Source organism: Micromonospora sp. H61, assembly GCF_018070325.1.
In the GTDB taxonomy this organism is placed as follows: domain Bacteria; phylum Actinomycetota; class Actinomycetes; order Mycobacteriales; family Micromonosporaceae; genus Micromonospora; species Micromonospora salmantinae.
Window position 1 is genome coordinate 71,711 of sequence record NZ_JAGPXY010000009.1, and the last position, 25,004, is coordinate 96,714.

Here is a 25,004-nt window from a genome sequence, read left to right on the forward strand (position 1 = left end):
AGGCGAAGTGAACAGCGGCGCACCCCTTGCCCGAAAGCCGTCCGCCGTGCGTAGTCTTGCTGCTGACGCCGAGAGGAGGCCCGCGGGATGCTCGACAACCTGAACTGGTGGGAGATCGGTGCGCTGCTGCTCCTGGCGCTGCTGATCTTCGGCGACCGGCTCCCCGCCGTGATCACCGACGGCCTGCGGTTGGTGCGCAACCTGCGCAACATGGCCCGCAACGCGACCGGCGACCTGAGCCGTGAGCTGGGCACCGACATCCAGCTGGAAGACCTGCACCCGAAGGCGTTCATCCGCAAGCACCTCCTCAGCGAGGAGGACGAGGCGGCGATCCGCAAGCCGTTGCAGGGCGTCTACGACAACCTGCGCGCGGACGTCAGCGGCGTGCACAACGACCTGAAGGACGTGGCGAACGCCGCCGACCTGCGGTCGAACGAGACTCGGTCCGGCACGGCCACCAGCAGCCCTTCGGCTCCGGCCCCCCGCGCCAGCTACGACGACGCCACCTGACCGACCCGTACCCCGACCGGCTGGTCCGGCCCTGCCCGCCCACGCCGGCCCTGCCCGCCCACGCCGGCCCTGCCCGCCCACGCCGGCCCTGCCCGCCCACGCCGGCCCTGCCCGCCCACGCCGGCCCTGCCCGCCCACGCCGGCCCTGCCCGCCCACGCCGGCCACGCCGGTCAGCGGCCCGGCTGGACCATCCACCGACACGATTCAGCCCGCCGGCCAACAGTGGCCGACGGGCTGACGGTGTTCCGGGTGGTCAGCGCCCAGCGGGCTTGAGACCGAGTGGCTTGCCGAGCAGTGACTCGCGGCGCAGGGCGAGCCGGTCGGCGATCGTGCCGAGCGCCTGAGCGGCCGGGGACTCCGGCTCGGCCAGCACGATCGGGTTGCCGGCGTCGCCGGCCTCGCGGACCCGGGTGTCCAGGGGGATCTGACCGAGCAGCGGCACCTGGGCGCCGATGGTCCGGCTCAGCGACGCGGCCACCGCCTCACCACCGCCGGTGCCGAAGATCTCCATCCGGGAGCCGTCCGGCAGCTCCAGCCAGGACATGTTCTCGATGACGCCGACCACCCGCTGGTGGGTCTGCAGGGCGATCGCCCCGGCCCGCTCGGCCACCTCGGCGGCGGCGGTCTGTGGGGTGGTGACGATCAGGATCTCCGAGTTGGGCAGCAACTGGGCCAGCGAGATGGCCACGTCGCCGGTGCCCGGCGGCAGGTCGAGCAGGAGCACGTCCAGGTCGCCCCAGTAGACGTCGGCCAGGAACTGCTGCAACGCCCGGTGCAGCATCGGGCCGCGCCACACCACCGCGGCGTTGCCGGAGGTGAACATGCCGATGGAGATCACCTTCACGCCGTGCGACTGCGGCGGCATGATCATGTCCTCGACGCGGGTGGGCCGCGCTTCCGTGCCGAGCATCCGCGGAACCGAGTGGCCGTAGATGTCGGCGTCGACCACGCCGACGGAGAGTCCACGGGCGGCGAGCGCCGCCGCCAGGTTGACAGTGACGCTGGACTTGCCGACGCCACCCTTGCCGCTGGCCACCGCGTACACGCGGGTGCGCGAGCCGGGCTGGGCGAACGGGATGACGGGCTCCTCGGTGGCGCCGCCGCCACGCAGCTGCGACTGCAACGACTGTCGCTGCTCGGGGGTCATCACCCCAAAGTCGATCTCCACGCCGGTGACGCCGGGCACCGCGGCGACGGCGGCGGTGATGTCCGTACGCAGCTTGTCCTTCAGCGGGCAGCCGGCGACGGTGAGCAGCAGCTCGACGCGGACGACACCGCTGGCACCGATCGTGGCGGAGCGGACCATGCCCAGCTCGGTGATGGGCCGGCGGATCTCCGGGTCGTTGACGGTGGCCAGGGCGGCCTGGATCGCGTCCTCGACGGTGCTCACGGGTGCTGACATGCCCGCAATGCTACGTCGCGGGGCATCCGTTGCCGCCGCTGCCCGGGGCGGTGTGAGCCAATCGATGACCCGCCGGTCAGCTCTCTGACCGGCGCGGGCCGGTGCCGTCCGGCCGGGCGTCCCGGGTGAAGTCGCCGTCCAGGTCGTCGCGGGGTTCTTCCAGGCCGACCCCGTCGGTCGGCCGCTGGCCCCGTCGCTCCTGCCGGCTGTCCTTCTCCTGCTGGCGGCGCTCCAGTCGCTGCCGGCGTTGCCCCACCTCGTCCAGTTCCTCGGCCAGCCGGGCCAGCTCGGAGCGGAGGAAGTCGCGGGTGGCGACCTCACCGAGCGCGATCCGCAGGGCTGCGATCTCCCGGGCCAGGTACTCGGTGTCCGCCTTCTGCGCGGTGGCTCGCCGCCGGTCCTCCTCCAGGGCCACCCGGTCCCGGTCGGCCTGCCGGTTCTGGGCCAGCAGGATCAGCGGGGCCGCGTAGCTGGCCTGCAACGACAGCACCAGGGTCAGGAACGTGAAGGTGTACGGGTCGAAGCGCAGGTTCGCCGGGGCCAGGGTGTTCCAGACGAACCAGATCGCGATCACCACCGTCATGACGACGATGAAGTTCGCGGTGCCCATGCCCCGGGCGATGCCCTCGGACCACCGACCGAACGCCTCCGCGTCGAACCGGGGCAACTTCACGCCCCGGGGCTCGCGTGGCTGGTCGAGACGCTCCGTCCGACGCCGGTCAGCCATCTGCGCCGTCCAGCGCGGGGTCGGTGGTACCCGGGGCGGCCAGGGCGTCGCGGTCCCGCCAGTCCCGGGGCAGCGAGTGGTCCAGCACGTCGTCGACCGTCACGGCGCCGACCAGCCGGTTGTTGCGGTCGATCACCGGCATGGCGACCAGGTCGTAGGTGGCCATCCGGCGGGTGATCTCCGGCAGCGGCGTGGTGGGGCGCAGCGGGTCGATGTCGTTGACCACCACCTTGCCCAGCAGGTCGGCCGGGGGTTCGCGCAGCAGCGCCTGGAAGTGCACCATGCCCAGGTAGCGGCCGGTCGGTGTGTTCTGCGGTGCCCGGGTCACGAAGACCTGCGCGGCGACGGCGGGAGAGAGCTGCGGCTCCCGGATCCGGGCCAGCGCCTCGGCGACTGTGGCGTCCGGCGGCAGGATGACCGGCTCCGAGGTCATCACACTGCCCGCCGTGCCGGGGGTGTACTTCAGCAGTTGGCGTACCGGGTCGGCCTCGTCCGGCTCCATCAGGTCCAGCAGCACGTCCTGCTCGGGTGGGGGCAGTTCGTTGAGCAGGTCCGCGGCGTCGTCCGGGTCCATCTCCTCCAGGACGTCGGCGGCCCGCTCCCGGTCGAGGGCGGCGAGGATCTCCACCTGGTCGTGCTCCGGCAGCTCGCTGAGCACGTCGGCCAGGCGCTCGTCGTCCAGGGCGGCGGCGACCTCGTTGCGTCGCGCGTCGGGCAGATCCTGCAACGCGTTGGCCAGGTCGGCGGGGCGCATGTCCTCCAGGACGGCGAGCAGGTTCGCCGTACCCCGGTTGTCGGCGATGCCGCTGAGCCCGCGCACCCGGTCCCACTCGACCTGGTGCAGGTGGCCGCGGCGGCTGAGCCGACCGGTCTGCTCGCGTACGGCGACCCGGGTCAGCGACCACTCGCCACCGCGGCTGCACTCCATCGCGACGTCCACGACGGCGCCGGGCTGGCCGCCCGGGTCGAGTTGCACCCGCCGGTCGAGCAGTTCCTGGAGCACCAGCAGTTCGTTCGGGCGCTTCTCGAACCGGCGCAGGTTGAGGGTGCCGGAGCCGAGCACGACGGCGTCCGCGTCGATGGAGGTGATCCGGTTGATGGACAGGAAGATCCGGCGACGCATCGGCATCTCGGCGACGAGGCCCACCACCTCCGGCGGACGCTTCGTCGCCCGCAGCCGTGCCACGGCGTCACGAACCCGGCCCACCTGATCGCCGTTCGGGTCGAAGACGGCGACTCCGGCGAGACGGGCGATGTAGACCCGGGTCGGCGTACTCACGGGCACCAGCCTAAGCGCCTAGTGTTTATCAACATGTCGACCTTGGCCTACGAGATCGTGGACGTCTTCACCGATCGCCCCTTCGCCGGCAACCCGCTGGCGGTGGTGTTCGGCGCGGAGGCGCTGGCCACCGAGCAGATGCAGGCGCTCGCGTTGGAGTTCAACCTGTCCGAGACGGTGTTCGTGCTGCCTGCGACCCAGGTCGGCGTCACCTACCGGGCCAGGATCTTCACCCCGGTGGAGGAGCTGCCGTTCGCCGGGCATCCCAGCGTCGGCGCGGCGGTCACCGCCTGCCGACGGGGCATGTTCGGTGTGGGGCAGGTCACCCAGGAGTGTCGAGCCGGTGTGCTGCCGATCGAGGTGACCGCGTCCGGGGCGACGCTGACCGGTGGCGCCCCGACGCTCGGGCCGGAGCTGGACCCGGAGCCGTTGCTGGAGATCGCCGGGCTGCTCGCCGAGGACCACATCGGGCCCGCCCCACGGGTCGCCGGCTGCGGGCTGGAGTTCCCGTACCTGCCGGTGCGTCCGGAGTCGGTGGCCCGCGCCCGGGTGGACCCGGCGGCGGCGCAGCGGTACGGGGTGTCGCACGTCAGCGTCTTCTCCTGGGACGCGGCCGCGCAAACCGCGCACGCCCGGGTCTTCGTGCCGGGGATCGGCGTTCCGGAGGACCCGGCGACCGGTTCGGCGGCGCTCGGCCTCGGTGTCTGGCTGGTGGCGAGTGGTCTGCTGCCCGGTGAGGGGCGGTCGGAGTACGCGGTCCGTCAGGGCGTGGAGATGAACCGTCCGTCCGCGTTGGCCTGCACTGTCACCGCGGCGAACGGGGTGGCGGTAGGCGCTACGGTCGCCGGCCAGGTGGTGCCGGTGGCTCGGGGCGAGATCGCCGTGCCGCCGTTCGTGGGCTGAGCGGAGGAGCCGATGCGGGAGGATGCGGGTGTGACGGACGAGGACGCCCCCGGGGGCACCCCACTGGTCGACGAGGCGATGAAGAAGGCCGCCGTGGCCTGGGTCAGCGTTGCGGGTGGGCCGGCGCTCGCGCTCTGGTGCGCCCCGCGGGAGGGCGCGCTGCTGGTGGTCAGCGGGCCGGGCGAGCAGGCCGCACCGGGTCTGGCCGACGCGACCGAGGCCCAGGTCACCCTGCGCGGCGACCACGGCGGTCGGATCGTCACCTGGCCGGCCCGGGTGAGCCGGTTGCTGCCGGGCACCGAGGCGTGGGACGTCACCGCGCCGCTGGTGGCGGCGAAGCGCCTCAACGCGCCCGGTCCGACCATTGACCTGGTGGCCCGATGGGCCGCCGACGGATGCGCTGTGAATCGCCTCGCCCCGGCCGGTACGCCGCTGGCCGGAGCGGAGTTGCCGGCCGACGCGCAGGCCGAGCCACCCCGGGCGACTCCGGCGGTCCGGGCCACCCGCAAGCCGTTCCGCCTGCACCGGGTCCGCCGCCGCTGATCGGTTGATCAGCCGGCCCGACCGCCGACGCCCGCCACTGCGGCGTCGGCGTCGACGAGGGCGAGCACCTCGCCCAGGGTGCCGAGTGTGGGGCCGCGCCAGTCCCGGTCGGCGTTGAAGACCATGTGCGTGGCCAGATCCGGTGCGGCGAGCCGGACAGCGGTCATTCCGGCCCGCTCGGCGCCGGTCAACTCCTGGCTGCCGCCGTCACCGACGTAGAGGCAGTCGACCGGCGCGAGCCCGAGCCGCTGGCAGGCCGTCAGGTAGAGGGTCGGATCCGGTTTGCACCGCCCGACCTGCACCGAGAAGACCCGTACGTCGAGCAGGGGGGCGATTGCGAGCTGCGGCAGGAAGGCCGGCAGTTCGTGCGTACAGTCGCTGATCACGCCGGTGTGCAGCCCGCGCTGGCGCAGAGCCGCCAGCACCGGCACCGCGTCGGCCCGCAGCCAGGTGTCGGCGCGGACCGCCCGGTGCCGGGACGCCACCGCTGCCCGTACCGCATGGTCGCTGGGGTGTACGCCGGCCTGGGCGCACACCCAGCGCAGTGTCGCCTCCGCGTCGCCGAGTCGGCCGCTGGCCCGCTCGTAGTAGGTGCGGTTCAGCACCTCGGTCAAGATCTCGGTGGGACACCCGAGCAGTTCGGCGGTGCCGACGTGCGCGACACCGCGTTGTACCGAACGGGTCAGGGTGCCGAAGAAGTCGAACAGCACCGCCTGGTAGCTGGGCATGGGGGAGCGCCTCCGGGCGGTCGAGGGTCGCCGGCGCGAACCCGCGTGATCGTAACGGAGTGATGACCCTCCGTGCTGACCGTCATACGTGTGAGGATTACGTCCCGTGCCCCCACCTTCACCCCGGCCGTCCCTGGACCCGCTGACCACCGGCGCGGTCGGGCTGGCCGTGGTCGCCGTGTCGTCGTCCGCGCCGCTGATCGCGTACGCCGCCGCCCCCGCGCTGGCCATCGCGTTCTGGCGAAACCTGCTCGCGGTGGCCGTGCTGAGCCCCTTCGCCCTGGTCCGACGCCGCGCGGAGTTCCGCAGACTGACAGTGGGCGCGGGCCGGCGGGAGGGCCTGTTCTGCGTTCTGTCCGGGGTCGCCCTGGCCGGGCACTTCGCGACCTGGGTGCCGAGCGCCCAGCTCACCTCGGTCGCCACGTCCACCGCCCTGGTCGCCACCCAGCCGGTCTGGCAGGGGCTGATCGCCCGCGCCCAGGGGCGTCCGCTGCCCCGGGTGGTGTGGATCGGCATCGCGGTGGCGGTCGGCGGCGCGGCGGTCGCCACCGGAGTGGACGTGGGGGTCTCCGGCCGGGCCGTCCTCGGTGACGTGCTGGCGCTGATCGGCGCCGTGTTCGCCGCCGTCTACACCGCCTTCGGGGAACGGGCCCGGGTCAGCATCAGCACCACCACCTACACCACCATCTGCTACGGGATCTGCGCGCTGATCCTGCTGGCCCTGTGCCTGGTCGGCGGCGTACGGCTGACCGGCTTCGACGGGCGTACCTGGCTGGCCATCCTGGCCCTGGTGGCCGGCGCCCAACTGCTCGGGCACTCGATGTTCAACTACGCCCTGCAAAAGATTCCGGCGACCACGGTGAGCGTGCTGATCCTGCTGGAGGCACCCGGCGCGGCAGTGCTCGGCTGGGCCTGGCTGGGTCAGCTGCCCCGCCCGTACGCGCTGCTCGGCATGGCGTTGCTGCTGGCCGGTGTGGCGGTGGTGGTGCTCGGCGGCCGGCGGACCGAACCCACCGCACTGCCGGCCGACCCGACCCCGCTGGCCGACTGATCGCCCCACCCGGGCGGGCCGAGGCCCCCACCCGCCTACCGGTTCAGCCCTCGTGCACCTCGACGACCCGGGTCGTCGGCGCGGCTGCACCGAGGGCGGTACGCAGGGCCGCCCGGTCCGGGTCGGCGAGGAACGACTCGTAGCCGACCCGACCGTCGAACCGGATCACGTGCACCTCGGTCTGCCCGTCGGTGCCGCGCAGACGCCGCTCCAACCGGCCGCCGTGCCGATCGAGCAGGGCCAGGACGGCGTCCTCGTAGCGCCGCCCGGCGGCCTCCGCCCCGACGGTGAACTCGACGATCGCGACGAGTGTCAGCGCACCGTCCCGGTCAGCCATCGAGACCGACCGCCTTGGCGCTCGCCGTCCACAGCCGGGCGGCGAGCTGCGGATCGGCCGCCTTCCGTAGCGGTCGACGCGGCCGGCGGTCGACGTAGTAACCCCCGTTGATCAGCCGGGAGCGCTCCTGGTTGGCCAACCACACCAGGGTCTCGGCACCCTTCTCGGGGCTGCGGAACGGCATGAACCGCATGCCGAACGCGACAAGCCTGCTGTCGTTGGCGAACCGGGTACGGACCACCCCGGGGTGGAAGCTGTACGCGGCAACGTCCGGCCAGCGTCGGGCGGCCTCGGCGGTGAAGAGGACGTTCGCCTGCTTGCTGGTGCCGTACGCGCCCATCGGCCGGTAGTCACGCAGTGGCTTGTTCAGGTCGTCCGGGTCGAGTGCGCCGAAGCGGTGCGCGCCGGAGGCGGTCACCACGACCCGGCCCACCCGGTCGGCGAGCAGGTTGGTCAGCAGAAACGGGGCCAGGTGGTTGGCCTGGATCGACATCTCGAAACCGTCGACAGTCCTCAGTGGTTGCAGCGCGATCGCTCCGGCGTTGTTGGCGAGCACGTCGATCCGGTCGTACGTGGCCCGGAGCTGCTCGGCCAGTCGGCGTACGTCGTCGAGGATCGCGAAGTCGGCCCGGAACAGTTCCGGACGTTCACCGGAGTTCTCCCGTACCCGAACGGCTGCCGCCTGCAGGCGGGCCGGGTCCCGCCCGACCAGCACCACCTGGTCTCCCCGGCAGGCCAGGTCCACGGCGGCTGCCAACCCGATGCCGGAGCTGGCCCCGGTCACCACCACCAGTCGGCGCCCAGTGAGATCTTCCACAGGTCCATTCACCCCGGTCATGGCGCGAGGTTACCGTGGCGTCACAACGCCCTTTGGGATCGTTAAGGTCCCGGATCTGTCGTCAGGTGGCGTCGGCATGCCCGCCGGACGCTGGAAGGAGCGCATCCATGGCCGCAGTCGGTCGCCCCCGCAGGTCCTGCCTCGCCGTGCCGGGCTCCAGCGTGAAAATGCTCGGCAAGGCCCAGGGTCTCCCGGCCGACCAGGTCTTCCTCGACCTGGAGGACGCCGTCGCCCCACTGGCCAAGCCGGACGCGCGCAAGAACATCGTGGCCGCCCTCAACGAGGGCGACTGGGCCGGCAAGACCCGCGTGGTCCGGGTCAACGACCTGACCACCCCGTGGACCTACCGGGATGTCATCGAGGTCGTCGAGGGCGCCGGCGCCAACCTGGACTGCATCATGCTGCCGAAGGTGCAGACCGCCGCCCAGGTGCAGTGGCTGGACCTGACGCTCACCCAGATCGAGAAGACGATCGGCCTGGAGGTCGGTCGGATCGGCATCGAGGCGCAGATCGAGAACGCCGCCGGCCTGGTCAACGTGGACGCTATCGCCGCCGCCTCGCCGCGCGTGGAGACCATCATCTTCGGCCCGGCCGACTTCATGGCGTCGATCAACATGAAGTCGATGGTGGTCGGCGGCCTTATCCCGGACTACCCGGGCGACCCGTACCACTACATCCTGATGCGGATCCTGATGGCCGCGCGGATGCACGACAAGCAGGCCATCGACGGCCCGTTCCTGCAGATCCGCGACGTCGACGCGTTCCGCGAGGTGGCCAGGCGCTCGGCCGCGCTGGGCTTCGACGGCAAGTGGGTGCTGCACCCGGGCCAGATCGACGCCGCCAACGAGGTCTACCAGCCGGCGCAGGCCGACTACGACCACGCCGAGCTGATCCTCGACGCGTACGAGCACTACACCTCGGAGGCCGGCGGCCGGCTCGGCGCCGTGATGCTCGGCGACGAGATGATCGACGAAGCGTCTCGCAAGATGGCGCTGGTGGTCGCGGCCAAGGGCCGGGCCGCCGGGATGAGTCGTACCTCGTCGTTCACCCCACCGGCGCAGTGACCGGCCGGGCCGGGACGACCGCCGCCGGCTGTCGGTCCGGCCCGACAATCGGCGGTACGCCGGCCCGCCCGCCGGTCAGTAGCTGCTGCTGTTGTCGCTCGTCGCGATCGCGTAGATGATCGCGGCGGCGTAGATGGCGATCACCAGCACCAGGAACCCGGTGAGAATCCAGCCGACGATGATGGCGGCCTTCGCCATCCCCGCCCCACCCTCGCCGCTGAGCCGGATCTGCTTCTGCGCCACGTGGCCGAGGATCGCGCCGATCGGCGCGGTGATGCAGGACGTGAAACCGAGCAGGGCCAGCACGAACGCCGCGATGGCCAGCCCGTTGGTCTTCGGCGCCTGCGGGTAGCCGTAGCCGGGGTACTGCGGCGGGTATCCGGGCGGGGCGTATCCGGGCGGAGCGTAACCGGGCATCGGCTGGGCCGCCGGCTGCTTCGCGCCGGCGTACGGGTCGACCGGGGCGTACGGGTCCGGGGCGTATGCGGTCGGGGCGTACGGGTCGGGGGTGTACGGGTCGACCGGGCCAGGTTGCGCGGGCACCGGCTGACCGGCCACCACTGTCGGGTCCGGTGCGGGGCTCGACGGCTGGGCCGACCACGTGGGGTCGCTCCAGTTGCCGGGCGGCGGGGGATTGGTCATACGAACTCTCCGTCAGGTTGGGGTGCGGAGACAGGGTAGCCAGCGCCGCCCAAACCCGACGCCCCTGCTTCCGGGTGCCGCGTTGCTCGGGCCGGTCGTAACGGGCAGGATCCCTGACATGGCATACGACGCGCGCGCCGCGGACCGCTCCGGCAGCCGACCCCGACGGGACGTCAGCCGCCCGGGTGCGGCCCGACGCGCCCGGACGGCCGCCCCGGCGGGCAGCCCCGGCCCCGACGAGCCGGTCGCGCTCACCGACCCGGTCACCATGCGCCTCGACGGGCGGGTCGCCCTGGTCACCGGGGCGGGCAGCCCGGACGGCATCGGGTACGCCACCGCCCGGCGACTCGCCGACCTGGGCGCGCGGGTGGCGATCGTCTCGACCACCCGACGTATTCACGAGCGGGCAACCGAGCTGGGGGTGACCGGCTTCGTCGCGGACCTGACCGACGAGTCCGAGGTCGGCGCGTTGGCCGATGCGGTCGCCGAGCAGTTGGGCGACGTCGAGGTGCTGGTCAACAACGCCGGCCTGGCCAGTCGCGCCAGCCAGGGGGTGCTGCGGCCGGTGGCGCAGCTGACCTACGACGAGTGGCGCGGCGAGATCGACCGCAACCTCTCCACCGCGTTCCTGTGCAGCCGGGCGTTCATCGGGGGGATGGCCGAGCGGGGTTGGGGTCGGATCGTCAACCTGTCGGCCACGGCCGGCCCGGTCAACGCCCTGCCCACCGAGGCCGCGTACGCAGCGGCGAAGGCCGGGGTCGTCGGGCTGACCCGGGCCCTGGCCATGGAGATGATCGCCGACGGGGTGACGGTCAACGCGGTGGCGCCCGGCACCATCTACACCGCGGCGTCCACCATGGCCGAGATCAAGCAGGGGTTGGGCACCCCGGTGGGGCGACCGGGCACGCCGGACGAGGTCGCCGCGGCGATCAGCTTCCTCTGCTCGCCGGCCGCCTCGTACATCACCGGGCAGATGCTGGTGGTGGACGGCGGCAACAGCGTCCGCGAGGCCCGCTTCCGCTGACGGCGCCGGTCGGCACCGGCCCGTTCGTCAGTAGCCGCCACCGTCACCGGTGTTGCTGCCGAAGGCCACCAGCGCCAGCCAGCCACAGCAGGCCAGCACGGTGAGCCCGGTGAAGACGTAGCCAAGGATCAGCCCCCAGGTGGCGAGCTGGTCGCCCTCCTCGCCGCTGGTGCGGATCTGCCGCTTGGCCAGGTGGCCGAGGACGGCGCCGGCCGGCGGAAAGACGAAGGCGAACACCAGCGACAGGATCGCCAGCACGTTGGTGCCCCGACCCGGCCCGGACGGCGGTGGGCCGTACTGACCGTAGGGACCCTGCGGTGGGTACGGCGGTTGCTGGCTCCAGTGCGCCGACTGCTGCGGCCCCTGGTGGCCGTACGGTGACGGTTCGCCCGCCGGTGGCCCGTACGGTGACCGTTCCGTCGGCAGTTCGTACGCCGGCTGGTCCGGCTGTGGCGCGTACGGCGACTGGCCGGCCGGCGGTGGCGCGTACGGCGACTGGTCTTTCGGTGGCTCGTAGGGTGACGGCGGCGGCTCGTCCTCGGGCGGTCCCGACGGCGGCGGGTAGCTCACAGCTGTCCTCCTCCTGCCGGTGCCGGAAAAGTCCCTCTTGCCGGACGCTACCCGCAGCGGTGAACCTTTTCACAGCGGTTGTGTGGACTGGTCACCTTGGCCTCGTCGACCCGAGGGGCCGATACTGACCCAGCGTTCAGTTACCCATGAGTAGTGCGCGGATCCCCGGAGGCTGAGATGGCCCGACTCGCCCAGACGCCCGGCCTGACCGATGTGCAACAGTCGATCCTGGAGACCGTTCGGGACTTCGCCGACAAGGAGATCATCCCGCACGCGCAGCGACTGGAGCACGCCGACGAGTACCCCACCGACATCCTCGACGGCATGCGCGAGATGGGGCTGTTCGGTCTCACCATCGACGAGGAGTACGGCGGCCTCGGCGAATCGCTGCTCACCTACGCGCTGGTGGTGGAGCAACTGTCCCGAGGCTGGATGTCGATCTCCGGCATCGTCAACACCCACTTCATCGTGGCGTACCTGATCTCTCAGCACGGCTCCGCCGAGCAGAAGACCCGCCTGCTGCCGAAGATGGCCACCGGCGAGGTTCGCGGCGCGTTCTCCATGTCCGAGCCCGAGACCGGCTCCGACGTCTCGGCGATCAAGTCCCGGGCCGTCCGCGACGGCGACCGCTACGTGCTCAACGGGCAGAAGATGTGGCTCACCAACGGGGCCTACTCCTCGGTGGTGGCCACCCTGGTCAAGACCGACACCGGCGCGGAGTCCGTCTACGGCAACATGAGCACCTTCCTGCTGGAGAAGGAGCCGGGCTTCGGCGAGACCGCCCCCGGCCTCACCATCCCCGGCAAGATCGAGAAGATGGGTTACAAGGGTGTCGAGACAACCGAGATGGTGCTCGACGGCGTGACCGTGCCCGACTCCGCGATCCTCGGCGGCGCCGACCAGGTGGGCCGCGGCTTCTACCAGATGATGGACGGCATCGAGGTGGGCCGGGTCAACGTGGCCGCCCGTGCCTGCGGCATCTCCATCCGAGCCTTCGAGCTGGCGGTGAGCTACGCCCAGCAGCGCAAGACCTTCGGTCAGCCCCTCGCCAAGCACCAGGCGATCGCCTTCAAGCTCGCCGAGATGGGCACGAAGATCGAGGCCGCGCACGCCCTCATGGTCAACGCCGCCCGGCTCAAGGACGCCGGCCAGCGCAACGACGTGGAGGCCGGGATGGCCAAGCTGCTCGCCTCGGAATACTGCGCCGAGGTCGTCCAGGAGGCGTTCCGCATCCACGGCGGCTACGGCTACTCCAAGGAGTACGAGATCGAGCGGCTGATGCGGGAGGCCCCGTTCCTGCTCATCGGCGAGGGCACTTCGGAGATCCAGAAGACCATCATCTCCCGCGGCCTCCTCAAGGAATACAAGCTCTAACCCGCCCCGCCCCGCCCCGCCCCGCCCCGCCCGTCGCGATCTTGCACTTTCGGTTGCCCGGTCGACCCTTATGTCAGGTATGCCGGGACAGTAAGTGCAAGATCGCGGGGGATGGGGAGGGTGGGTCAGGTCAGGCGGGTCAGGTTGGCGGCGGCTCGTTCGACGATGAGGCAGCGGTCTTCCACGTAGTCCATGCCGGCCTCCTCGGCGATCCGCCGCGCCTCGGGCGAGACGATGCCCAGTTGGAGCCAGACCGCGGGCGCGCCGATCGCCGCCGCGTCCCGGACCACCTGCACGGCGTCGGCCGCCGGCCGGAACACGTCCACCAGGTCAACGGGGTGCGGAATGTCGGCGAGGCTCTTGTAGGCCCGTTCCCCGAACAGTTCGTCGACCGTCGGGTTGACTGGGATGATGCGCCAGCCGTACTGCTGCATCTGCAACGGCACGCCGTGCGCGGCCTTGAACGGGTCGCGGGACGCACCCACGACGGCGATCACGGCGGAGTCGGCGAGGATCTGCTGAGCGGTACGCACCCGCCGACTGTAGCTCCGACTACAACAGCGTCAGCTGCTCGGCCGCCGACGGTGGCGGTGGCTCGGGCAGGCTGCGGTTGTCGCCCCGCTCCCCGCGGTGCAGCCCGTGCCGGCGGGCGGCGATCCGCACCCGCGCGGTCAACTCCCGCTGGTACGCCTGCGGGGCGTACGCACCGGCCCGGTAGAGCTCGCGGTAGCGGGGCACGAGGTGCGGGTGCTCACGGGCGAGCCAGTGCGCGTACCACTCCCGGGCGCCGGGACGCAGGTGCAGGGGCAGGGCGGTCACGCTCGTCGCACCGGCGGCGGCGATCGCCGAGACGGTGGCGTCGATCGACTCGTCGCCGTCGCTGAGACCGGGCAGGATCGGTGCCATCAACACGCCGACGGAGAAGCCGGCGTCGGCGAGTGCCCGGACGGCGTCGAGCCGGCGGCGTGGGTGCGGTGTGCCCGGCTCGACGGTGCGCCAGAGGTGCTCGTCGACGAACCCCACCGAGAAGGAGATGCCCACCGTGGTCACCTCGGCGGCCTCGCGCAGCAGCGGCAGGTCGCGCAGGATCAGCGTGCCCTTGGTGAGGATCGAGAACGGGTTGGCGAAGTCTCGCAGGGCACCGATGATCTGCGGCATCAGCCGGTAACGACCCTCGGCACGCTGGTAGCAGTCCACGTTGGTGCCCATCGCCACGTGCGCGCCCCGCCAGCGCGGCGCGGCCAGCTCACGCCGGACCAGCTCGCCGGCGTTGACCTTGACGATCACCTTCCGGTCGAAGTCCGCGCCGGCATCGAGATCGAGATAGGTGTGAGTATTTCTCGCGAAACAGTAAGTGCAGGCATGAGAGCAGCCCCTATATGGGTTGATCGTCCACTCGAACGGGACGCGGGACTGCCCGGGCACCCGGTTGAGGATGGACTTGGCCTGCACCTCGTAGAAGGTCATCCCGGCGAACTCGGGGGTGTCGAAGGTGCGGGCGACGGCGCCGGGCAGCGCCAGCGGCAGGGGTGGCGTCGCTGGCGCTGCCCGCTCGGGGTCTCCCTCGACCGGGGGAGCGGTGAGGTTGTCCCAGCGCATGGCCATCATTCGAACACGTGTACGAGGCGAGCGCAAGTGACCCGCCGTACACCGGTGGGCGTTCGGGTGGTCGGAGAGGGGAGGATGGGCGTCATGGAGACGTCGACCTTCGTCTACGACGGGGACTGCGCGTTCTGCACGAGCTGTGCGGAGTTCATCGAGCGCCGCATCCCCACCGCCGCACGGGTGGTGCCCTGGCAGTTCGCCGACCTGGACGCGCTCGGCCTCACAGTGGCCGAGTGCGAGGAGGCCGTGCAGTGGGTCGGCGCGGACGGCTCGCGCGCGGCCGGCCCGGACGCCATCGCGAAGCTGCTCGCCGCGAGTGGCCCGCTCTGGCGGGTCGCCGGCGCCGGCCTGCGGATTCCTCCGGTACGCGTCGCGGCCTGGCCGTTGTACCGCTGGGTGGCGCGTAACCGGCACCGACTTCCCGGTGGCACGGCGGCCTGCTCCCTGCCGCAGGAGGCCCGGGAGCGGCTCTACGGGCCGGCCGGTCGCCCGACCACCGGCGCCTGATCGTCGAGCGCCGGCCCCGCGCCGGCTGTCACCGGGCCCTGGTCGCCCGGCGCCGGGTCGACGTCGGCCGGGCGCGGTTCCGGGGCATCCGTCGTCGGCTCGGGAGAGCCACGGCCGAGCAGCCGGCGTGCCCAGACCAGCGGGCGCACCCGCTCCAGCGGTAGGAAGCTGGTCATCGCGGCCAGGTGCGGTGCGAACGAGATCGTGATTGTCGCGATGGTGACCGCGTGGAACGAGTAGAAGAAGCCGACCATGGCGAGTCGCCAGCGGGGTGGCAGGAAGAAGACCATCGGGCTCAGCAGCTCGAACGCCACGATGCCGAACTGGGCGACGATCAGCAGGTACGGCACCTGGGCGATGAGGTCCGCCAGGTCGGTGCCGCGCCGGATGATCGCGCGGGCCAGGACCGAGCCGGTCAGCCAGTCCAGACCGCCGAAGCGCAGCTTGGCGAAGGCCGCCAGGAAGTACGTGCAGATCACCGCGATCTGGGTGACGCGTAGCGCCCAGCCGCCGGCCTCGGTGCGGGTGGTGTCGCCGTGTCGGGCGCGACCGGCGGTGGGCAGCACGGCCAGTGCGACGAGCAGCCCGAACCGGTCGTGGTCGACCTTCCCGTAGCTCATCGCGATGATCATCCACTCCAGGTACAGCGCGCACACCGCCCAGCCGAGCAGCCGGGGCGCTCGTCCGGTGGCGGCGAGGAGGGCGAGCAGCAGCAACGCCCAGAAGATCACCGTCACCAGCGTCTCGGTTGGCGTCGGCAGTGGGAGCAGGCGGCCGATCAGGAGTGGCTGGTACAGGTCGCCGGGCACGCTGACCCGGGTGCGTACCCAGGGGGTGAAGATCACCAGGTCGGCGGCGACGAACAGGTAGATCAGGGTGCGGAAGGCGGCTACCCGGCCCCGGGGTACGGCCTCGGTCAGCCAGCGGTTCATCGGGTGGCCTGCCAGCGGACGACGGTCTCATCGGTGTGTTGGCCGGTCGGCCGGCCGGCGCGGATGCCGTGCCAGCGGATGACGATGCGGACCTCGACCAGCGCGGGGGCGTCCGGGTGGCGTTCGGCGTACGCGTCGGCGACCTCGGTGAGCAGTGTCGGGTCGGCGGCGTACCGGGCCTGCTGACCCTCGATCTCGGCGCGGCGGATCCCTGTCGCGTTCTGGTCGAGGTCGATCACCGCCCCGGAGCTGTTCACCCCCTCGACACGGGTGTCGGGTGCGGGTGCGTTCGGCGGGTTGGAGGTGGAGTACATCCGGAACGGGCCGAACGGGAAGTCGTCGTCGCTGCCCCAGAAGGTGCCGACGACGAGCAGGACGAGGCCCAGTGCTGTCGCGCCCAGCCGGGTCACGCGCCCGCGGGTGGTCAGGTTCTCCATCGGGTCGTGACGATACGGGATGTACCGACGGCCTCGGGTCCCTCCGACGGCCAGTTCGGCCTGACCAGGCAGGTGATCATGCGGGAGTTGGTGGGGGTACGACGAAGGCCGGGCCCGCATCGGGCCCGGCCTCGCGTGTCGTCGTGGGGACGACTCAGTGGTTGTGCTCGGCCAGCTGCTTGCGGACGTCGTCCATGTCCAGCGCCTCGACCTGCTCGATCAGGTTCTCGAGCGCGGACTCGGGAAGCGCGCCCGGCTGGGCGAAGACGATGACGCCGTCACGGATCGCCATGATCGTCGGGATCGAGCGGATGTCGAACTTGGCGCCCAGCTCCTGCTGAGCCTCCGTGTCGACCTTGCCGAAGACGATGTTCTGGTGCTTCTCCGAGGAGCGCTCGTAGACCGGGGCGAACCGCTTGCACGGACCACACCAGTCGGCCCAGAAGTCGACCAGGACGATGCCGTCGTTGCCGGTCACCTCGTCGAAGTTCGTCGAGGTCAGCTCAACGGTTGCCATTGCACTCTCCGATCACCGCGGTTTATCTACGTCCCGTAGAACCAGGGCTGACCGTATCGAATTCCCGTGCGGTGGGGCACGAAACGTGCCCAGGGCTGCCGGGGGGTGCCGCAGGTCATCGACGAGCATCTGTTCACACCCGACCTGCGGAACGCAAGTGCATGACGCACTTGCGTGACCTGCGGTAATGGGAGCGTTTCCAGGGAGATCCACGCGATTGAGCACTACGAATCGGTAACTTGGGCCTTGACAAGGAGGTATCCGGCCTGCGGAGATCGCTGATCAACCTCCGCGTCGTCACTGACAGTAGTGTTACAAAAAGATAAATGTGACCGCGATCTCTGTTGAACCTACGCAGGCGTAGGGCAGAATTCCTCACATCAGAGCGTGGGCGGCGGGTGCCGGGGAGGGCCCCGCCGCTCATTGCGTCTCCCCCCAGGCGAGTGACCGGTGTGACATTTCCGCCGCCGTCGCGCCCCGCCGGTTGCCTTAACCATCGGTAAGGCATGCTGTGCCGAACTCCATCGCCGCCCGTCGAAGGGACCAGCATGCAGTTCGGTCGCTACTACGAGGAGTTCGAGGTCGGCGCGGTCTACCGGCACTGGCCGGGCAAGACCGTCACCGAGTACGACGACCACCTCTTCTGCCTGCTCACCATGAACCACCACCCGCTGCACATGGACGCGCACTACGCCGCGACGGCCAGCCAGTTCAAGCGCAACGTCGTGGTCGGCAACTACATCTACTCGCTGCTGCTCGGCATGTCCGTGCCCGATGTGAGTGGCATGGCGATCGCCAACCTGGAGGTCGAGTCGCTGCGACACGTCGCGCCGACCTTCCACGGCGACACCATCTACGGCGAGACCACGGTGCTGGACAAGCGTGAGTCCGGCTCGAAACCCGACCGGGGCGTGGTGTCGGTGGAGACCCGCGGCTACAACCAGGACGGCACCATGGTCTGCGTCTTCCGGCGCAAGGTCATGGTCCCCAAGCGGGAGTACGCGGCCGCTGCGGTGCCCGACGGAGTGGATCCGGAGCGGCCCAGCTTCCCCGAGCCGCGCTGACAGCCGCGCGGCAGGCTCGACCGTCGACGAACACCGGGCTCCTTCCCCGCCGCGGGTCTGCTGGGGAAGGGGCCCGGTGCCCGTCGCGGGGCATATGCTGACGCCGGAGGTTCCGATGAGCCACTCCGTAGCGGGAGAGCCGTCCTCTGCCGGCCGCCGAGCCGCACCCTTGACCACAGCTGTCTACTCCGCCGCCGAGTGGGACCTGCTCACCAGCCTGCCCGGTCGGGTTCTCGTGGCCGCCGCGGCACCCGGCCCTGGCCGGACGGAGCGTGGAGTCATGGCCGGCCTGGCCGGTCTGGATGCCGTGGCCGCGGGCCGAGCCTCCGACAGCGACCTGGTCCGCGCGGTGGTCGCCACGATCTACGCCCGCCACGACGGCACCCCGCAACCCGCCGAGCGGCTCACCGACCTGGTGGACCTGCTGGCCGCCTGCCGTGCGGCGAGCCGGGTGCTCCGGCGGCGGGCCGACCCCGCCGACTCGGCCGCGTACCGCCAGTGGGTGCAGTCGGTCGCGGCCCGGGTCTGTCGCGCGGTGCCCGGCACCGTCGCGCGCCGGGTGGACCCACCGGCCAGCCCGGCGGACCGGCGCTTCCTGGACCGGCTCGGTGCCGCCCTCGACCTGGGCTGACCGGCAGGTCGTCGCGGCCGACGCCGACGCGGTCCGTACCCTCTGATGACCGTGACCGACGACCAGCTTGAGGTGGGCGTGGGCCCCTGGCCGGGGGACCCACCGGACGACCCCCGTTACGACAGACAACTGCTCGCGGAGGGGGACCGGCGCAACGTCGTCGACCGCTACCGCTACTGGCGGCACGAGGCGATCGTCGCCGACCTGGACCGACACCGGCACGGCTTCCACGTCGCGATCGAGAACTGGCAGCACGACTTCAACATCGGCACCGTGGTGCGCAACGCCAACGCGTTCAACGCCGCAGAGGTGCACATCGTCGGACGGCGACGGTGGAACCGGCGCGGCGCGATGGTGACCGATCGGTACCAGCACGTACGGCACCACGAGACGATCGAGGAGTTCGTCGTCTGGGCGGCCGAGCGGCAACTGCCGGTGTTCGGCATCGACAACCTGCCCGGGTCGCGTCCGCTGGAGACCGGCACCCTGCCGCGGGACTGCGTGCTGCTGTTCGGCCAGGAGGGGCCCGGCCTCTCCGCGCCGGCCCGTGCCGCCTGCGACCAGCTCTACTCCATCGCCCAGTACGGCTCGACGAGGTCGATCAACGCCGGCGTGGCCAGCGGAATCGCCATGCACGCCTGGATCCGCGCGCACGCCGGTACGCCGCCGGACTGACCCACGTACGGTGCCGAATCGGACGTTCCGGCTTGACGTGCCGGCGGTCCGGGGGAACGGTGGGGATGTGAGTGTCGCGGTGAGTTGTCCGAGATGCGGGGGCCCGGTACGGGCGCCGGATCTGATGAACACCGACTCGAGGTGTGTGCGCTGCGGCCCGGTTCCGCCGTTGCACGTGCCCGAGCACATCGGAGCGGACATCGTGGCGAGCGTGGTGGAACGGATCACCGCGACCGGCGATCCGCCGGTGACGCCGTTGTGGTGCCCGTGGCCGCTGCCGCCCGGTTGGACACTCACCGGCGTGGCGTACGCCGGGGACGACCGGACGGGCGTGCGGGCGACGGTGGTGGCCTGCGCGGGCCCGGCGCCGCTCGGTGGCGGCCCGGCCGATCTGGTCTTCGTGGCCGAGGAACCCGGTGTCGGCCTGGGCACCCGGCTCGCCGGTCTGACCGGCCCGGATCCGGGACCGGAGTTGGTGGACGCGTTGACCGACCCGGGGTCGGGTCACCCCGACCACGTCGGACAGGCGAAGATCAAGGTCGGCGGGCACCCTACTCCACTGTGGTTGGTGAATTCACCGACGGATCGAAGCGCGTACGCCGGCGAAGCTCGGGGAATGTGGCTCCATGCGATAGCCTGGCCGGCGAGTGCGGGTCACCTGCTCGCGGAAGATGTCGTGCTTCACGACCTGACCGAGTGGACTCCGCCCGAGCTCGTGTACGGCGCACCGTCCCCGTATCTACCCGGTAGAGCTTGACAACTCTTCCGGATTGACGGAGAACGGACGCAGATATTCACTGTACGACACCACACTGATACTCTGGGTGCCGCTGCGGTAATGGGACCCGGCGCCGCGCGAGAGGATGGCCCGCCATGGTCAAGAAGGTCCTCACCTGGGCCGGAATCGCATTCTTGATCTTCTTCGTCGCCTACCGGCCAAACTCTGCGGCAGACGTGTTCAAGTCGCTCGGCGGCGGGATCATGGATATCGCCCAGGGGTTTGGCGACTTCTTCACCAGCCTCGTCGCCTAGCCGCCGATGGGCAGCCCCTCCGGTCCACCCTTCGACCCGGACGACCCCGACCGGGAACGTCGCGAGCGCGACACCGAGCCGATCCCGCGGATCGGGCCTGATGACGGCCCGGGCTACGGGGCCGGTCCCGGCCTGTCCGACGGTCCGTCCCTTTCGGACGACGTCGGCTATGGCGACGGGCCCGGCTATGCCGGCCAGGGCCGTTCCGGTCGGGGGTGGGTCCGTGATCCGGAGGCCAGTTACCAGCCGCCGCAGATCTCCGAGGACGAGCTGGCCGGGTTGCGCGCCGACGCGACCGGCTCGACCCCCCGGCGGGTGCTGCCCCTGGAAGACGAGCCCAGTTCGCTGGTGGCTCGCTACCTCTTCCCCACCGAGCGCTACCGGGGCGAGTGGAAGCGACACTGGATCCACCTCACCAACCCGCTGTTGATCGGCGTCGCGGCGACCTTCGTGCTCGGCTACCTCTCCGGCTTCCTCGCCGGCCAGGACGTCGGCGCGTTGACCACCATCGCCGTACTGCTGTGGTTCGCGGTGATGGGCTGGGTGGCGTGGAAGGTCGCCGACTGGTGGTATGACCGGTTCATCCTGACCAACAAGCGGGTCATGGTGGTCAACGGCATCGTCACCCGCAAGGTGGCGATGATGCCGCTGGTCCGGGTCACCGACATGAAGTACGAGCAGACCCCGACCGGTCGAGCGCTCAACTACGGCACCTTCGTGCTGGAGTCCGCCGGCCAGGAGCAGGCGCTTCGCGAGATCAAGAACCTGCCCAACCCGAACGAGCTCTACCTACGCGTCGTCGAGGAGATGTACGAGCCTCAGGCCGTCGAGGCGCGGCTCGGCAAGGAGGCCGACGAGGCCAAGGCCGACGACGGGGCGTGAAGGTTTTCGACCGAACATCGGAGCAAGTGCGCACCTTTCGTCATGGACCAGAGCGCCCCTGACGTGGCACTCTGCCAGGACGGCGGGGGTGTGGAGGTGGGCGGTGGCGAGCAAGGACTCGTTGGAGGAGCAGTTCCGCGAGTTCGTCGCGGCCCGCTCCGCCGCGCTCCTACGCACCGCTTATCTGCTCACCGGCGACTGGGCCACGGCCGAGGACCTGCTCCAGACGGCGCTGACCAAGACCTACCTGGCGTGGAAGCGGCTCGGCGGGATCGAGGCGGTCGAGCCGTACGCCCGGCGTGTGATGGTCAACACGTCGACCAGTTGGTGGCGGCGGCGCTGGCACGGCGAACGCCCGACCGAGGTCCTGCCCGAGCGGGCCGGTGTCGACGAGATCGAGCAGCAACTTGACCGTGACCTGCTCTGGCGGCATCTCCGGGAGTTGCCCAACCGGCAACGGGCAGTGCTGGTGCTGCGCTACTACGAGGACATGTCGGAGGCGCAGACCGCCGCGATGCTGGACATTTCACCGGGCACTGTGAAGAGCCAGGCGTCCCGGGCGCTCGCCACGCTGCGTCGGCGACTGGGCGCGGACGCACCGGAGCTGGCAGCCGCCGCCGGCATCGCCGGCCGGTCTGCGGGTGCAGGGGCCGCGACCGGTGCCGCCGGCCGGACGGCGGGCTCGGGTTCCCGAATCGGGCGAGTTCCGGCCACCGGTGCCGCTGCCACACCCCGTCCCGCAGGGGCGGCTGGCCGACCCGTGCCCCGCCCGACCGCTCCGTGCCCAGCCGAGCCGCGTGCGATCACCCCGCAGGTCGTCCTGCCCACCGCCCCGGCGGCCGTGCCCGTCGGCACGGGCTCCGGGGAACAGCAGTGAGTCACTTCCCAGGCCGGCGCGACAACCTGACGGACGGCCCGCAGCGTTCATACCAGGTGCGGCCTGACGAGATGGAAGGTGCGGTGCGGGAGACACTCTCGCACCAGGTCGCCCTTGCCCGCCCACTGAGCGTCGATCCGGCCGGCCAGGCCATCCGTCGCGCGAACCGGATCCGGCGTCGACGCACCGCCGCCGGCCTCGCCCTCGCGGCGGTCACCACAGTGCTGCTCAGCGCCGGCATGGCCCAGCTCGGTGCCGAGACCAGGCGGGACGGCTCACCCATCGTCGTGATCGGCGACCCGGACCCGACCAACCGACCGCTCCCGACGGCCAGCGTCCCCGGCCCCGCCCCCTCGCCCACGACGTCGACCTCTCTCCTCGTCAGCGAGACGCTGGTCAGCGCCGACGGGCGGCGGCTGGTGCTGCCCGACGTCGGGCCGGCCGAACGCGTCCAGCCGCTGCCCAGCGGCGGCGGTTGGCTGGTGGTCGGCGCGCAGAGCACCGCAGGACGCTCCCTGTGGGTGGTGCAGGACGACGGCCTGGTGCAGGTGCTGCTGGCTGGTGCCGGCGCGATCGTCCTGGCCCCGGACAGCCACCAGGTCGCCTGGCGCGACGGAGACGATCTCCTGATGGCGGGCGTGGTCGGCACCCAACTCATCGGGTCGGTGCGCACCCCGGTGCCGGCGGCGGCGGAGCCCGTCCGGTTCGTCGGTGACAGCGTGCTGGTCCGACTCGACAGGGCCAGCGCCGGTCACACGCTCTGGCGGCCCGGTGCGGGGCCGTTGCCCGACGCCCTCGACCGGGAGAGCCTCAACGTCTACGGGCGGCTGCCCGACGGGCGACTCGTCGGCCAGGTCACCACTACCGATCCCGGCCGGACCTGCCTCGCCATCCTCACCCCGACACGTCACCTGGACCCGGTACGCACCGGCTGCGGTCCAGACCTGAGCCAGGACGGCGTCGGCGGGGTTTCGCCGGACGGGCGGTGGCTGCTGGTCAACGAGGGGAGCGGCACGGCCGGCCGGTCCCTCCTGGTCGACCTCCAGCGGCTCGGGCCGGGCGTGACCGCCGTTGCGGCCGGGCCGCCGATGACCGGGGCGATCGTGTGGAGCGACGAGACCCAGGCCTCCTACCTCGACGGCACCGGCGAGCTGGTCCGGGTCGACGTCGGCCAGGTGCGGGCGGGAAAGCCCGCCAGCCCCGCGGCGGTGCCCGGCGTGCCAGCCGGAGAGCGGCCGATCCTGGTGAACGGCCTCTGACCCCCGGGTGACCCAGGTGAGCCAGGCTCACCGTTTCCTCGGTAGCGTCGGGCGGTGACCTCGCGTACCGGCTCCGTCCCCCGGATCGACCTGCACGCCCACTCGACGGCCAGCGACGGCACGCTGACCCCGGCCGAGCTGGTCGGCGCGGCGTTCGACGCCGGGCTGGACGTGCTGGCGATCACCGACCACGACACCACGGCCGGCTGGGCGCCGGCCGTGGGCGCGCTGCCGCCAGGTCTGCGTCTGATCCGGGGTGCGGAGTTGTCGTGTCGCTGGTCCGGTGCGCAGCCGGCGGTGCCGCTGCACCTGCTCGCGTACCTGTTCGATCCGGACCACCCGGAGCTGGTGGCCGAGCTGGCGCGGGTCCGGGCCGCCCGGGAAGAGCGCGGCGAACTGATGGTCGACCTCCTGCGGGCCGACGGCATCGACGTGAACTGGCCGGACATCCTGACCGGCGCGGGTGGTGGCACCGTGGGACGCCCGCACATCGCGCAGGCACTCATCCGCGCCGGCCTGGTCGGCAGCGTCCGGGAGGCGTTCGGCCCGGACTGGCTGGGCGAGCGGTACCGGCTGCCCAAGGAGGACATCGACGTGTTCCGCGCCGTCCGGCTGGTCCGGGCGGCCGGAGGCGTGCCGGTCTTCGCCCACCCGCGAGCCACCCGACGCGGCCGGGTGGTGCCCGACGAGCTGATCGCCGAGCTGGCCGCCGCCGGGCTCGCCGGGCTCGAAGCCGACCACGAGGACCACAGCCCGGCCGAGCGGGAACACGTGCGGGCGCTCGCCGCCGAGTTGGGTCTGCTCGTCACCGGCTCCTCGGATTTTCACGGCACCCACAAGACCGTTCAACTCGGCGCGTTCGGCACCAGCGTCGAGGCGTACGAGCGGATCGTCGCCGAGGGGGTGACCGAGGTCGCTTCGGGCTGATCCGGGTATTTCGCCCATCGCGACGCGGCTAGGTTGATCACGTGGATCTGAAGCTGTTCGGCGAGGTTTTCGTGACCCTGCTGGTGATCACCGATCCGCCGGGCATGATGCCGATCTTCCTGGCGCTGACCGGTCCGCTGCCCGCCCGCGACCGCAACCGGGCAGCCTGGCAGGCCGTCGCGTTGGCGCTCGGCGTCATCGTGATCTTCGCGGTGGCGGGGCAGACCCTGCTCGACTACCTGCACGTGGACCTGCCGGCGTTGCAGGCTGCCGGTGGGCTGCTGCTCGTGCTCGTCGCCCTTGAGCTGCTGACCGGCAAGGCCGACGACCCGAGCCAGCAGGTCACCTCCAACATCGCGCTGGTGCCGCTGGGCACGCCGTTGCTGGCCGGCCCGGGCGCCATCGTGGCCACCATGCTCTTCGTCCAGCAGGCCGACGGGCTGGGAGAGTTCAGCGCCATCGCCGTGGCGATCCTCGCCGTGATGGTCGCCGTCTGGATCGTCCTGCGCTTCTCCGGCGGCATCGTGAAGATCCTCCGGCCGGGCGGGATCGAGGTGCTGACCCGGATCGCCGGCCTGCTGCTGGCCGCGATCGCCGTGCAGCTCATCGCCGACGCGGTGGCCGCCTTCGTCACGCAGTACGTGAACATGGCCTGACGGCACGCGC

The 25,004-nt window shown here is 71.4% G+C and carries 31 protein-coding genes; 18 read left to right on the plus strand and 13 right to left on the minus strand.

The features are described 5' to 3' along the window. The first annotated feature begins 87 nt into the window (after window positions 1-87). Window positions 88-510 (plus strand): preprotein translocase subunit TatB, encoded by a 423-nt coding sequence (locus KBX08_RS07350; protein ID WP_210781819.1) that lies wholly within the window; start codon window positions 88-90, stop codon window positions 508-510. A gap of 254 nt (window positions 511-764) precedes the next feature. Here KBX08_RS07350 and KBX08_RS07355 read toward each other — a convergent pair whose 3' ends face one another. The 3 genes from KBX08_RS07355 to KBX08_RS07365 all read right to left on the minus strand — a co-directional run bounded on the left by KBX08_RS07355 (window position 765) and on the right by KBX08_RS07365 (window position 3,919). Further along, window positions 765-1,913, minus strand: a complete 1,149-nt coding sequence (locus KBX08_RS07355) for an Mrp/NBP35 family ATP-binding protein (protein ID WP_210781820.1) — start codon at window positions 1,911-1,913, stop codon at window positions 765-767. Between the two features lie 76 nt (window positions 1,914-1,989). Beyond that, complete coding sequence (locus KBX08_RS07360) at window positions 1,990-2,640, minus strand: DUF1003 domain-containing protein (RefSeq protein ID WP_210781821.1); 651 nt, start codon at window positions 2,638-2,640, stop codon at window positions 1,990-1,992. After that, window positions 2,633-3,919 carry a magnesium transporter MgtE N-terminal domain-containing protein gene (locus KBX08_RS07365; protein WP_210781822.1) on the minus strand — a complete coding sequence of 429 codons (1,287 nt, stop codon included), beginning with the start codon at window positions 3,917-3,919 and terminating at the stop codon, window positions 2,633-2,635. The genes KBX08_RS07360 and KBX08_RS07365 overlap by 8 nt, the downstream gene beginning before the upstream one ends. Before the next feature lie 33 nt (window positions 3,920-3,952). Here KBX08_RS07365 and KBX08_RS07370 point away from each other — a divergent pair, with 33 nt between their 5' ends. Both KBX08_RS07370 and KBX08_RS07375 read left to right on the plus strand, forming a co-directional pair. Then, window positions 3,953-4,822, plus strand: a complete 870-nt coding sequence (locus KBX08_RS07370; protein ID WP_210781823.1) for a PhzF family phenazine biosynthesis protein — start codon at window positions 3,953-3,955, stop codon at window positions 4,820-4,822. 12 nt (window positions 4,823-4,834) lie between these two features. Beyond that, entirely contained in the window at window positions 4,835-5,365 is a 531-nt protein-coding gene (locus tag KBX08_RS07375; RefSeq protein ID WP_210781824.1) for a hypothetical protein, read from the plus strand. Window positions 5,366-5,373: 8 nt separating this feature from the next. Here the strand turns inward: KBX08_RS07375 and KBX08_RS07380 are convergent, their stop codons facing one another. Continuing rightward, the gene (locus KBX08_RS07380) at window positions 5,374-6,093 is read right to left on the minus strand and encodes an HAD family hydrolase (RefSeq protein ID WP_210781825.1); all 720 of its coding nucleotides are present in this window, start codon (window positions 6,091-6,093) and stop codon (window positions 5,374-5,376) included. 106 nt (window positions 6,094-6,199) lie between these two features. On the opposite strand from KBX08_RS07380, the gene KBX08_RS07385 reads away from it, so the two are divergent. Further along, window positions 6,200-7,144: a DMT family transporter gene (locus KBX08_RS07385; protein ID WP_210781826.1), complete on the plus strand. Its 945-nt coding sequence runs from the start codon at window positions 6,200-6,202 to the stop codon at window positions 7,142-7,144. Window positions 7,145-7,187: 43 nt separating this feature from the next. Here KBX08_RS07385 and KBX08_RS07390 read toward each other — a convergent pair whose 3' ends face one another. Both KBX08_RS07390 and KBX08_RS07395 read right to left on the minus strand, forming a co-directional pair. Then, window positions 7,188-7,481 carry a hypothetical protein gene (locus KBX08_RS07390; protein ID WP_210781827.1) on the minus strand — a complete coding sequence of 98 codons (294 nt, stop codon included), beginning with the start codon at window positions 7,479-7,481 and terminating at the stop codon, window positions 7,188-7,190. After that, on the minus strand, window positions 7,474-8,298 hold the full coding sequence (locus KBX08_RS07395; RefSeq protein WP_210781866.1) for an SDR family NAD(P)-dependent oxidoreductase: 825 nt from the start codon (window positions 8,296-8,298) through the stop codon (window positions 7,474-7,476). Before KBX08_RS07395 ends, KBX08_RS07390 begins: the two co-directional genes overlap by 8 nt. A 128-nt stretch (window positions 8,299-8,426) precedes the next feature. Here KBX08_RS07395 and KBX08_RS07400 point away from each other — a divergent pair, with 128 nt between their 5' ends. Beyond that, window positions 8,427-9,383, plus strand: a complete 957-nt coding sequence (locus KBX08_RS07400) for a CoA ester lyase (RefSeq protein ID WP_210781828.1) — start codon at window positions 8,427-8,429, stop codon at window positions 9,381-9,383. 75 nt (window positions 9,384-9,458) lie between these two features. On the opposite strand, the gene KBX08_RS07405 is transcribed toward KBX08_RS07400, so the two are convergent. Next, the gene (locus KBX08_RS07405; RefSeq protein WP_210781829.1) at window positions 9,459-10,025 is read right to left on the minus strand and encodes a DUF4190 domain-containing protein; all 567 of its coding nucleotides are present in this window, start codon (window positions 10,023-10,025) and stop codon (window positions 9,459-9,461) included. Between the two features lie 118 nt (window positions 10,026-10,143). Between KBX08_RS07405 and KBX08_RS07410 the strand changes: the two genes are divergently transcribed. Then, complete coding sequence (locus tag KBX08_RS07410; protein WP_210781830.1) at window positions 10,144-11,049, plus strand: SDR family NAD(P)-dependent oxidoreductase; 906 nt, start codon at window positions 10,144-10,146, stop codon at window positions 11,047-11,049. A 27-nt stretch (window positions 11,050-11,076) separates the two neighbouring features. Here the strand turns inward: KBX08_RS07410 and KBX08_RS07415 are convergent, their stop codons facing one another. Beyond that, a complete protein-coding gene (locus KBX08_RS07415) occupies window positions 11,077-11,619 on the minus strand; it encodes a DUF4190 domain-containing protein (protein ID WP_210781831.1) in 543 nt (180 codons plus the stop codon). 177 nt (window positions 11,620-11,796) lie between these two features. On the opposite strand from KBX08_RS07415, the gene KBX08_RS07420 reads away from it, so the two are divergent. Next, on the plus strand, window positions 11,797-12,993 hold the full coding sequence (locus KBX08_RS07420) for an acyl-CoA dehydrogenase family protein (RefSeq protein WP_210781867.1): 1,197 nt from the start codon (window positions 11,797-11,799) through the stop codon (window positions 12,991-12,993). A gap of 125 nt (window positions 12,994-13,118) precedes the next feature. On the opposite strand, the gene KBX08_RS07425 is transcribed toward KBX08_RS07420, so the two are convergent. Both KBX08_RS07425 and KBX08_RS07430 read right to left on the minus strand, forming a co-directional pair. After that, window positions 13,119-13,526 (minus strand): CoA-binding protein, encoded by a 408-nt coding sequence (locus KBX08_RS07425; protein ID WP_210781832.1) that lies wholly within the window; start codon window positions 13,524-13,526, stop codon window positions 13,119-13,121. A 19-nt stretch (window positions 13,527-13,545) separates the two neighbouring features. Next, entirely contained in the window at window positions 13,546-14,592 is a 1,047-nt protein-coding gene (locus KBX08_RS07430; RefSeq protein WP_210781833.1) for an Rv2578c family radical SAM protein, read from the minus strand. 93 nt (window positions 14,593-14,685) lie between these two features. Between KBX08_RS07430 and KBX08_RS07435 the strand changes: the two genes are divergently transcribed. Next, window positions 14,686-15,105 carry a thiol-disulfide oxidoreductase DCC family protein gene (locus tag KBX08_RS07435; RefSeq protein ID WP_109819716.1) on the plus strand — a complete coding sequence of 140 codons (420 nt, stop codon included), beginning with the start codon at window positions 14,686-14,688 and terminating at the stop codon, window positions 15,103-15,105. Here the strand turns inward: KBX08_RS07435 and KBX08_RS07440 are convergent. The 3 genes from KBX08_RS07440 to trxA all read right to left on the minus strand — a co-directional run bounded on the left by KBX08_RS07440 (window position 15,069) and on the right by trxA (window position 16,991). Continuing rightward, complete coding sequence (locus tag KBX08_RS07440; protein WP_210781834.1) at window positions 15,069-16,037, minus strand: HTTM domain-containing protein; 969 nt, start codon at window positions 16,035-16,037, stop codon at window positions 15,069-15,071. The two genes, KBX08_RS07435 and KBX08_RS07440, sit on opposite strands and share 37 nt — an antisense overlap. After that, a complete protein-coding gene (locus KBX08_RS07445; RefSeq protein WP_210781835.1) occupies window positions 16,034-16,474 on the minus strand; it encodes a hypothetical protein in 441 nt (146 codons plus the stop codon). Before KBX08_RS07445 ends, KBX08_RS07440 begins: the two co-directional genes overlap by 4 nt. 154 nt (window positions 16,475-16,628) lie before the next feature. Next, window positions 16,629-16,991, minus strand: a complete 363-nt coding sequence (trxA, locus tag KBX08_RS07450; protein WP_007455291.1) for a thioredoxin — start codon at window positions 16,989-16,991, stop codon at window positions 16,629-16,631. Between the two features lie 548 nt (window positions 16,992-17,539). On the opposite strand from trxA, the gene KBX08_RS07455 reads away from it, so the two are divergent. The 10 genes from KBX08_RS07455 to KBX08_RS07500 all read left to right on the plus strand — a co-directional run bounded on the left by KBX08_RS07455 (window position 17,540) and on the right by KBX08_RS07500 (window position 24,994). Further along, window positions 17,540-18,055: a MaoC family dehydratase gene (locus KBX08_RS07455; protein WP_210781836.1), complete on the plus strand. Its 516-nt coding sequence runs from the start codon at window positions 17,540-17,542 to the stop codon at window positions 18,053-18,055. Between the two features lie 94 nt (window positions 18,056-18,149). Next, the gene (locus KBX08_RS07460; protein ID WP_210781837.1) at window positions 18,150-18,686 is read left to right on the plus strand and encodes a hypothetical protein; all 537 of its coding nucleotides are present in this window, start codon (window positions 18,150-18,152) and stop codon (window positions 18,684-18,686) included. Window positions 18,687-18,737: 51 nt separating this feature from the next. Next, window positions 18,738-19,361 (plus strand): RNA methyltransferase, encoded by a 624-nt coding sequence (locus KBX08_RS07465; protein WP_210781868.1) that lies wholly within the window; start codon window positions 18,738-18,740, stop codon window positions 19,359-19,361. Between the two features lie 79 nt (window positions 19,362-19,440). Next, the gene (locus KBX08_RS07470; protein WP_341866340.1) at window positions 19,441-20,118 is read left to right on the plus strand and encodes a DUF6758 family protein; all 678 of its coding nucleotides are present in this window, start codon (window positions 19,441-19,443) and stop codon (window positions 20,116-20,118) included. 116 nt (window positions 20,119-20,234) lie between these two features. Beyond that, window positions 20,235-20,393, plus strand: coding sequence for a hypothetical protein (locus KBX08_RS07475; RefSeq protein ID WP_007455302.1), 159 nt, complete (start codon window positions 20,235-20,237; stop codon window positions 20,391-20,393). 6 nt (window positions 20,394-20,399) lie between these two features. Then, a complete protein-coding gene (locus KBX08_RS07480) occupies window positions 20,400-21,275 on the plus strand; it encodes a PH domain-containing protein (protein WP_210781838.1) in 876 nt (291 codons plus the stop codon). Between the two features lie 103 nt (window positions 21,276-21,378). Further along, complete coding sequence (locus tag KBX08_RS07485; protein WP_210781839.1) at window positions 21,379-22,152, plus strand: SigE family RNA polymerase sigma factor; 774 nt, start codon at window positions 21,379-21,381, stop codon at window positions 22,150-22,152. Between the two features lie 83 nt (window positions 22,153-22,235). Beyond that, window positions 22,236-23,411, plus strand: coding sequence for a hypothetical protein (locus tag KBX08_RS07490; RefSeq protein WP_210781840.1), 1,176 nt, complete (start codon window positions 22,236-22,238; stop codon window positions 23,409-23,411). Window positions 23,412-23,465: 54 nt separating this feature from the next. Further along, window positions 23,466-24,338 carry a PHP domain-containing protein gene (locus KBX08_RS07495; RefSeq protein ID WP_210781841.1) on the plus strand — a complete coding sequence of 291 codons (873 nt, stop codon included), beginning with the start codon at window positions 23,466-23,468 and terminating at the stop codon, window positions 24,336-24,338. Window positions 24,339-24,379: 41 nt separating this feature from the next. Further along, window positions 24,380-24,994 carry a MarC family protein gene (locus KBX08_RS07500; RefSeq protein ID WP_091394729.1) on the plus strand — a complete coding sequence of 205 codons (615 nt, stop codon included), beginning with the start codon at window positions 24,380-24,382 and terminating at the stop codon, window positions 24,992-24,994. The last annotated feature ends 10 nt before the right edge of the window (window positions 24,995-25,004 follow it).

What these genes read in the sequence shown, in the direction of transcription:
- KBX08_RS07350 (WP_210781819.1), top strand. Translation starts at nt 88, where the DNA reads ATGCTCGACAACCTGAACTGGTGGGAGATCGGTGCGCTGCTGCTCCTG.
- KBX08_RS07355 (WP_210781820.1), bottom strand. Translation starts at nt 1,913, where the DNA reads ATGTCAGCACCCGTGAGCACCGTCGAGGACGCGATCCAGGCCGCCCTG.
- KBX08_RS07360 (WP_210781821.1), bottom strand. Translation starts at nt 2,640, where the DNA reads ATGGCTGACCGGCGTCGGACGGAGCGTCTCGACCAGCCACGCGAGCCC.
- KBX08_RS07370 (WP_210781823.1), top strand. Translation starts at nt 3,953, where the DNA reads ATGTCGACCTTGGCCTACGAGATCGTGGACGTCTTCACCGATCGCCCC.
- KBX08_RS07375 (WP_210781824.1), top strand. Translation starts at nt 4,835, where the DNA reads ATGCGGGAGGATGCGGGTGTGACGGACGAGGACGCCCCCGGGGGCACC.
- KBX08_RS07380 (WP_210781825.1), bottom strand. Translation starts at nt 6,093, where the DNA reads ATGCCCAGCTACCAGGCGGTGCTGTTCGACTTCTTCGGCACCCTGACC.
- KBX08_RS07390 (WP_210781827.1), bottom strand. Translation starts at nt 7,481, where the DNA reads ATGGCTGACCGGGACGGTGCGCTGACACTCGTCGCGATCGTCGAGTTC.
- KBX08_RS07400 (WP_210781828.1), top strand. Translation starts at nt 8,427, where the DNA reads ATGGCCGCAGTCGGTCGCCCCCGCAGGTCCTGCCTCGCCGTGCCGGGC.
- KBX08_RS07405 (WP_210781829.1), bottom strand. Translation starts at nt 10,025, where the DNA reads ATGACCAATCCCCCGCCGCCCGGCAACTGGAGCGACCCCACGTGGTCG.
- KBX08_RS07410 (WP_210781830.1), top strand. Translation starts at nt 10,144, where the DNA reads ATGGCATACGACGCGCGCGCCGCGGACCGCTCCGGCAGCCGACCCCGA.
- KBX08_RS07420 (WP_210781867.1), top strand. Translation starts at nt 11,797, where the DNA reads ATGGCCCGACTCGCCCAGACGCCCGGCCTGACCGATGTGCAACAGTCG.
- KBX08_RS07430 (WP_210781833.1), bottom strand. Translation starts at nt 14,592, where the DNA reads ATGCGCTGGGACAACCTCACCGCTCCCCCGGTCGAGGGAGACCCCGAG.
- KBX08_RS07435 (WP_109819716.1), top strand. Translation starts at nt 14,686, where the DNA reads ATGGAGACGTCGACCTTCGTCTACGACGGGGACTGCGCGTTCTGCACG.
- KBX08_RS07440 (WP_210781834.1), bottom strand. Translation starts at nt 16,037, where the DNA reads ATGAACCGCTGGCTGACCGAGGCCGTACCCCGGGGCCGGGTAGCCGCC.
- KBX08_RS07445 (WP_210781835.1), bottom strand. Translation starts at nt 16,474, where the DNA reads ATGGAGAACCTGACCACCCGCGGGCGCGTGACCCGGCTGGGCGCGACA.
- trxA (WP_007455291.1), bottom strand. Translation starts at nt 16,991, where the DNA reads ATGGCAACCGTTGAGCTGACCTCGACGAACTTCGACGAGGTGACCGGC.
- KBX08_RS07455 (WP_210781836.1), top strand. Translation starts at nt 17,540, where the DNA reads ATGCAGTTCGGTCGCTACTACGAGGAGTTCGAGGTCGGCGCGGTCTAC.
- KBX08_RS07460 (WP_210781837.1), top strand. Translation starts at nt 18,150, where the DNA reads ATGCTGACGCCGGAGGTTCCGATGAGCCACTCCGTAGCGGGAGAGCCG.
- KBX08_RS07475 (WP_007455302.1), top strand. Translation starts at nt 20,235, where the DNA reads ATGGTCAAGAAGGTCCTCACCTGGGCCGGAATCGCATTCTTGATCTTC.
- KBX08_RS07480 (WP_210781838.1), top strand. Translation starts at nt 20,400, where the DNA reads ATGGGCAGCCCCTCCGGTCCACCCTTCGACCCGGACGACCCCGACCGG.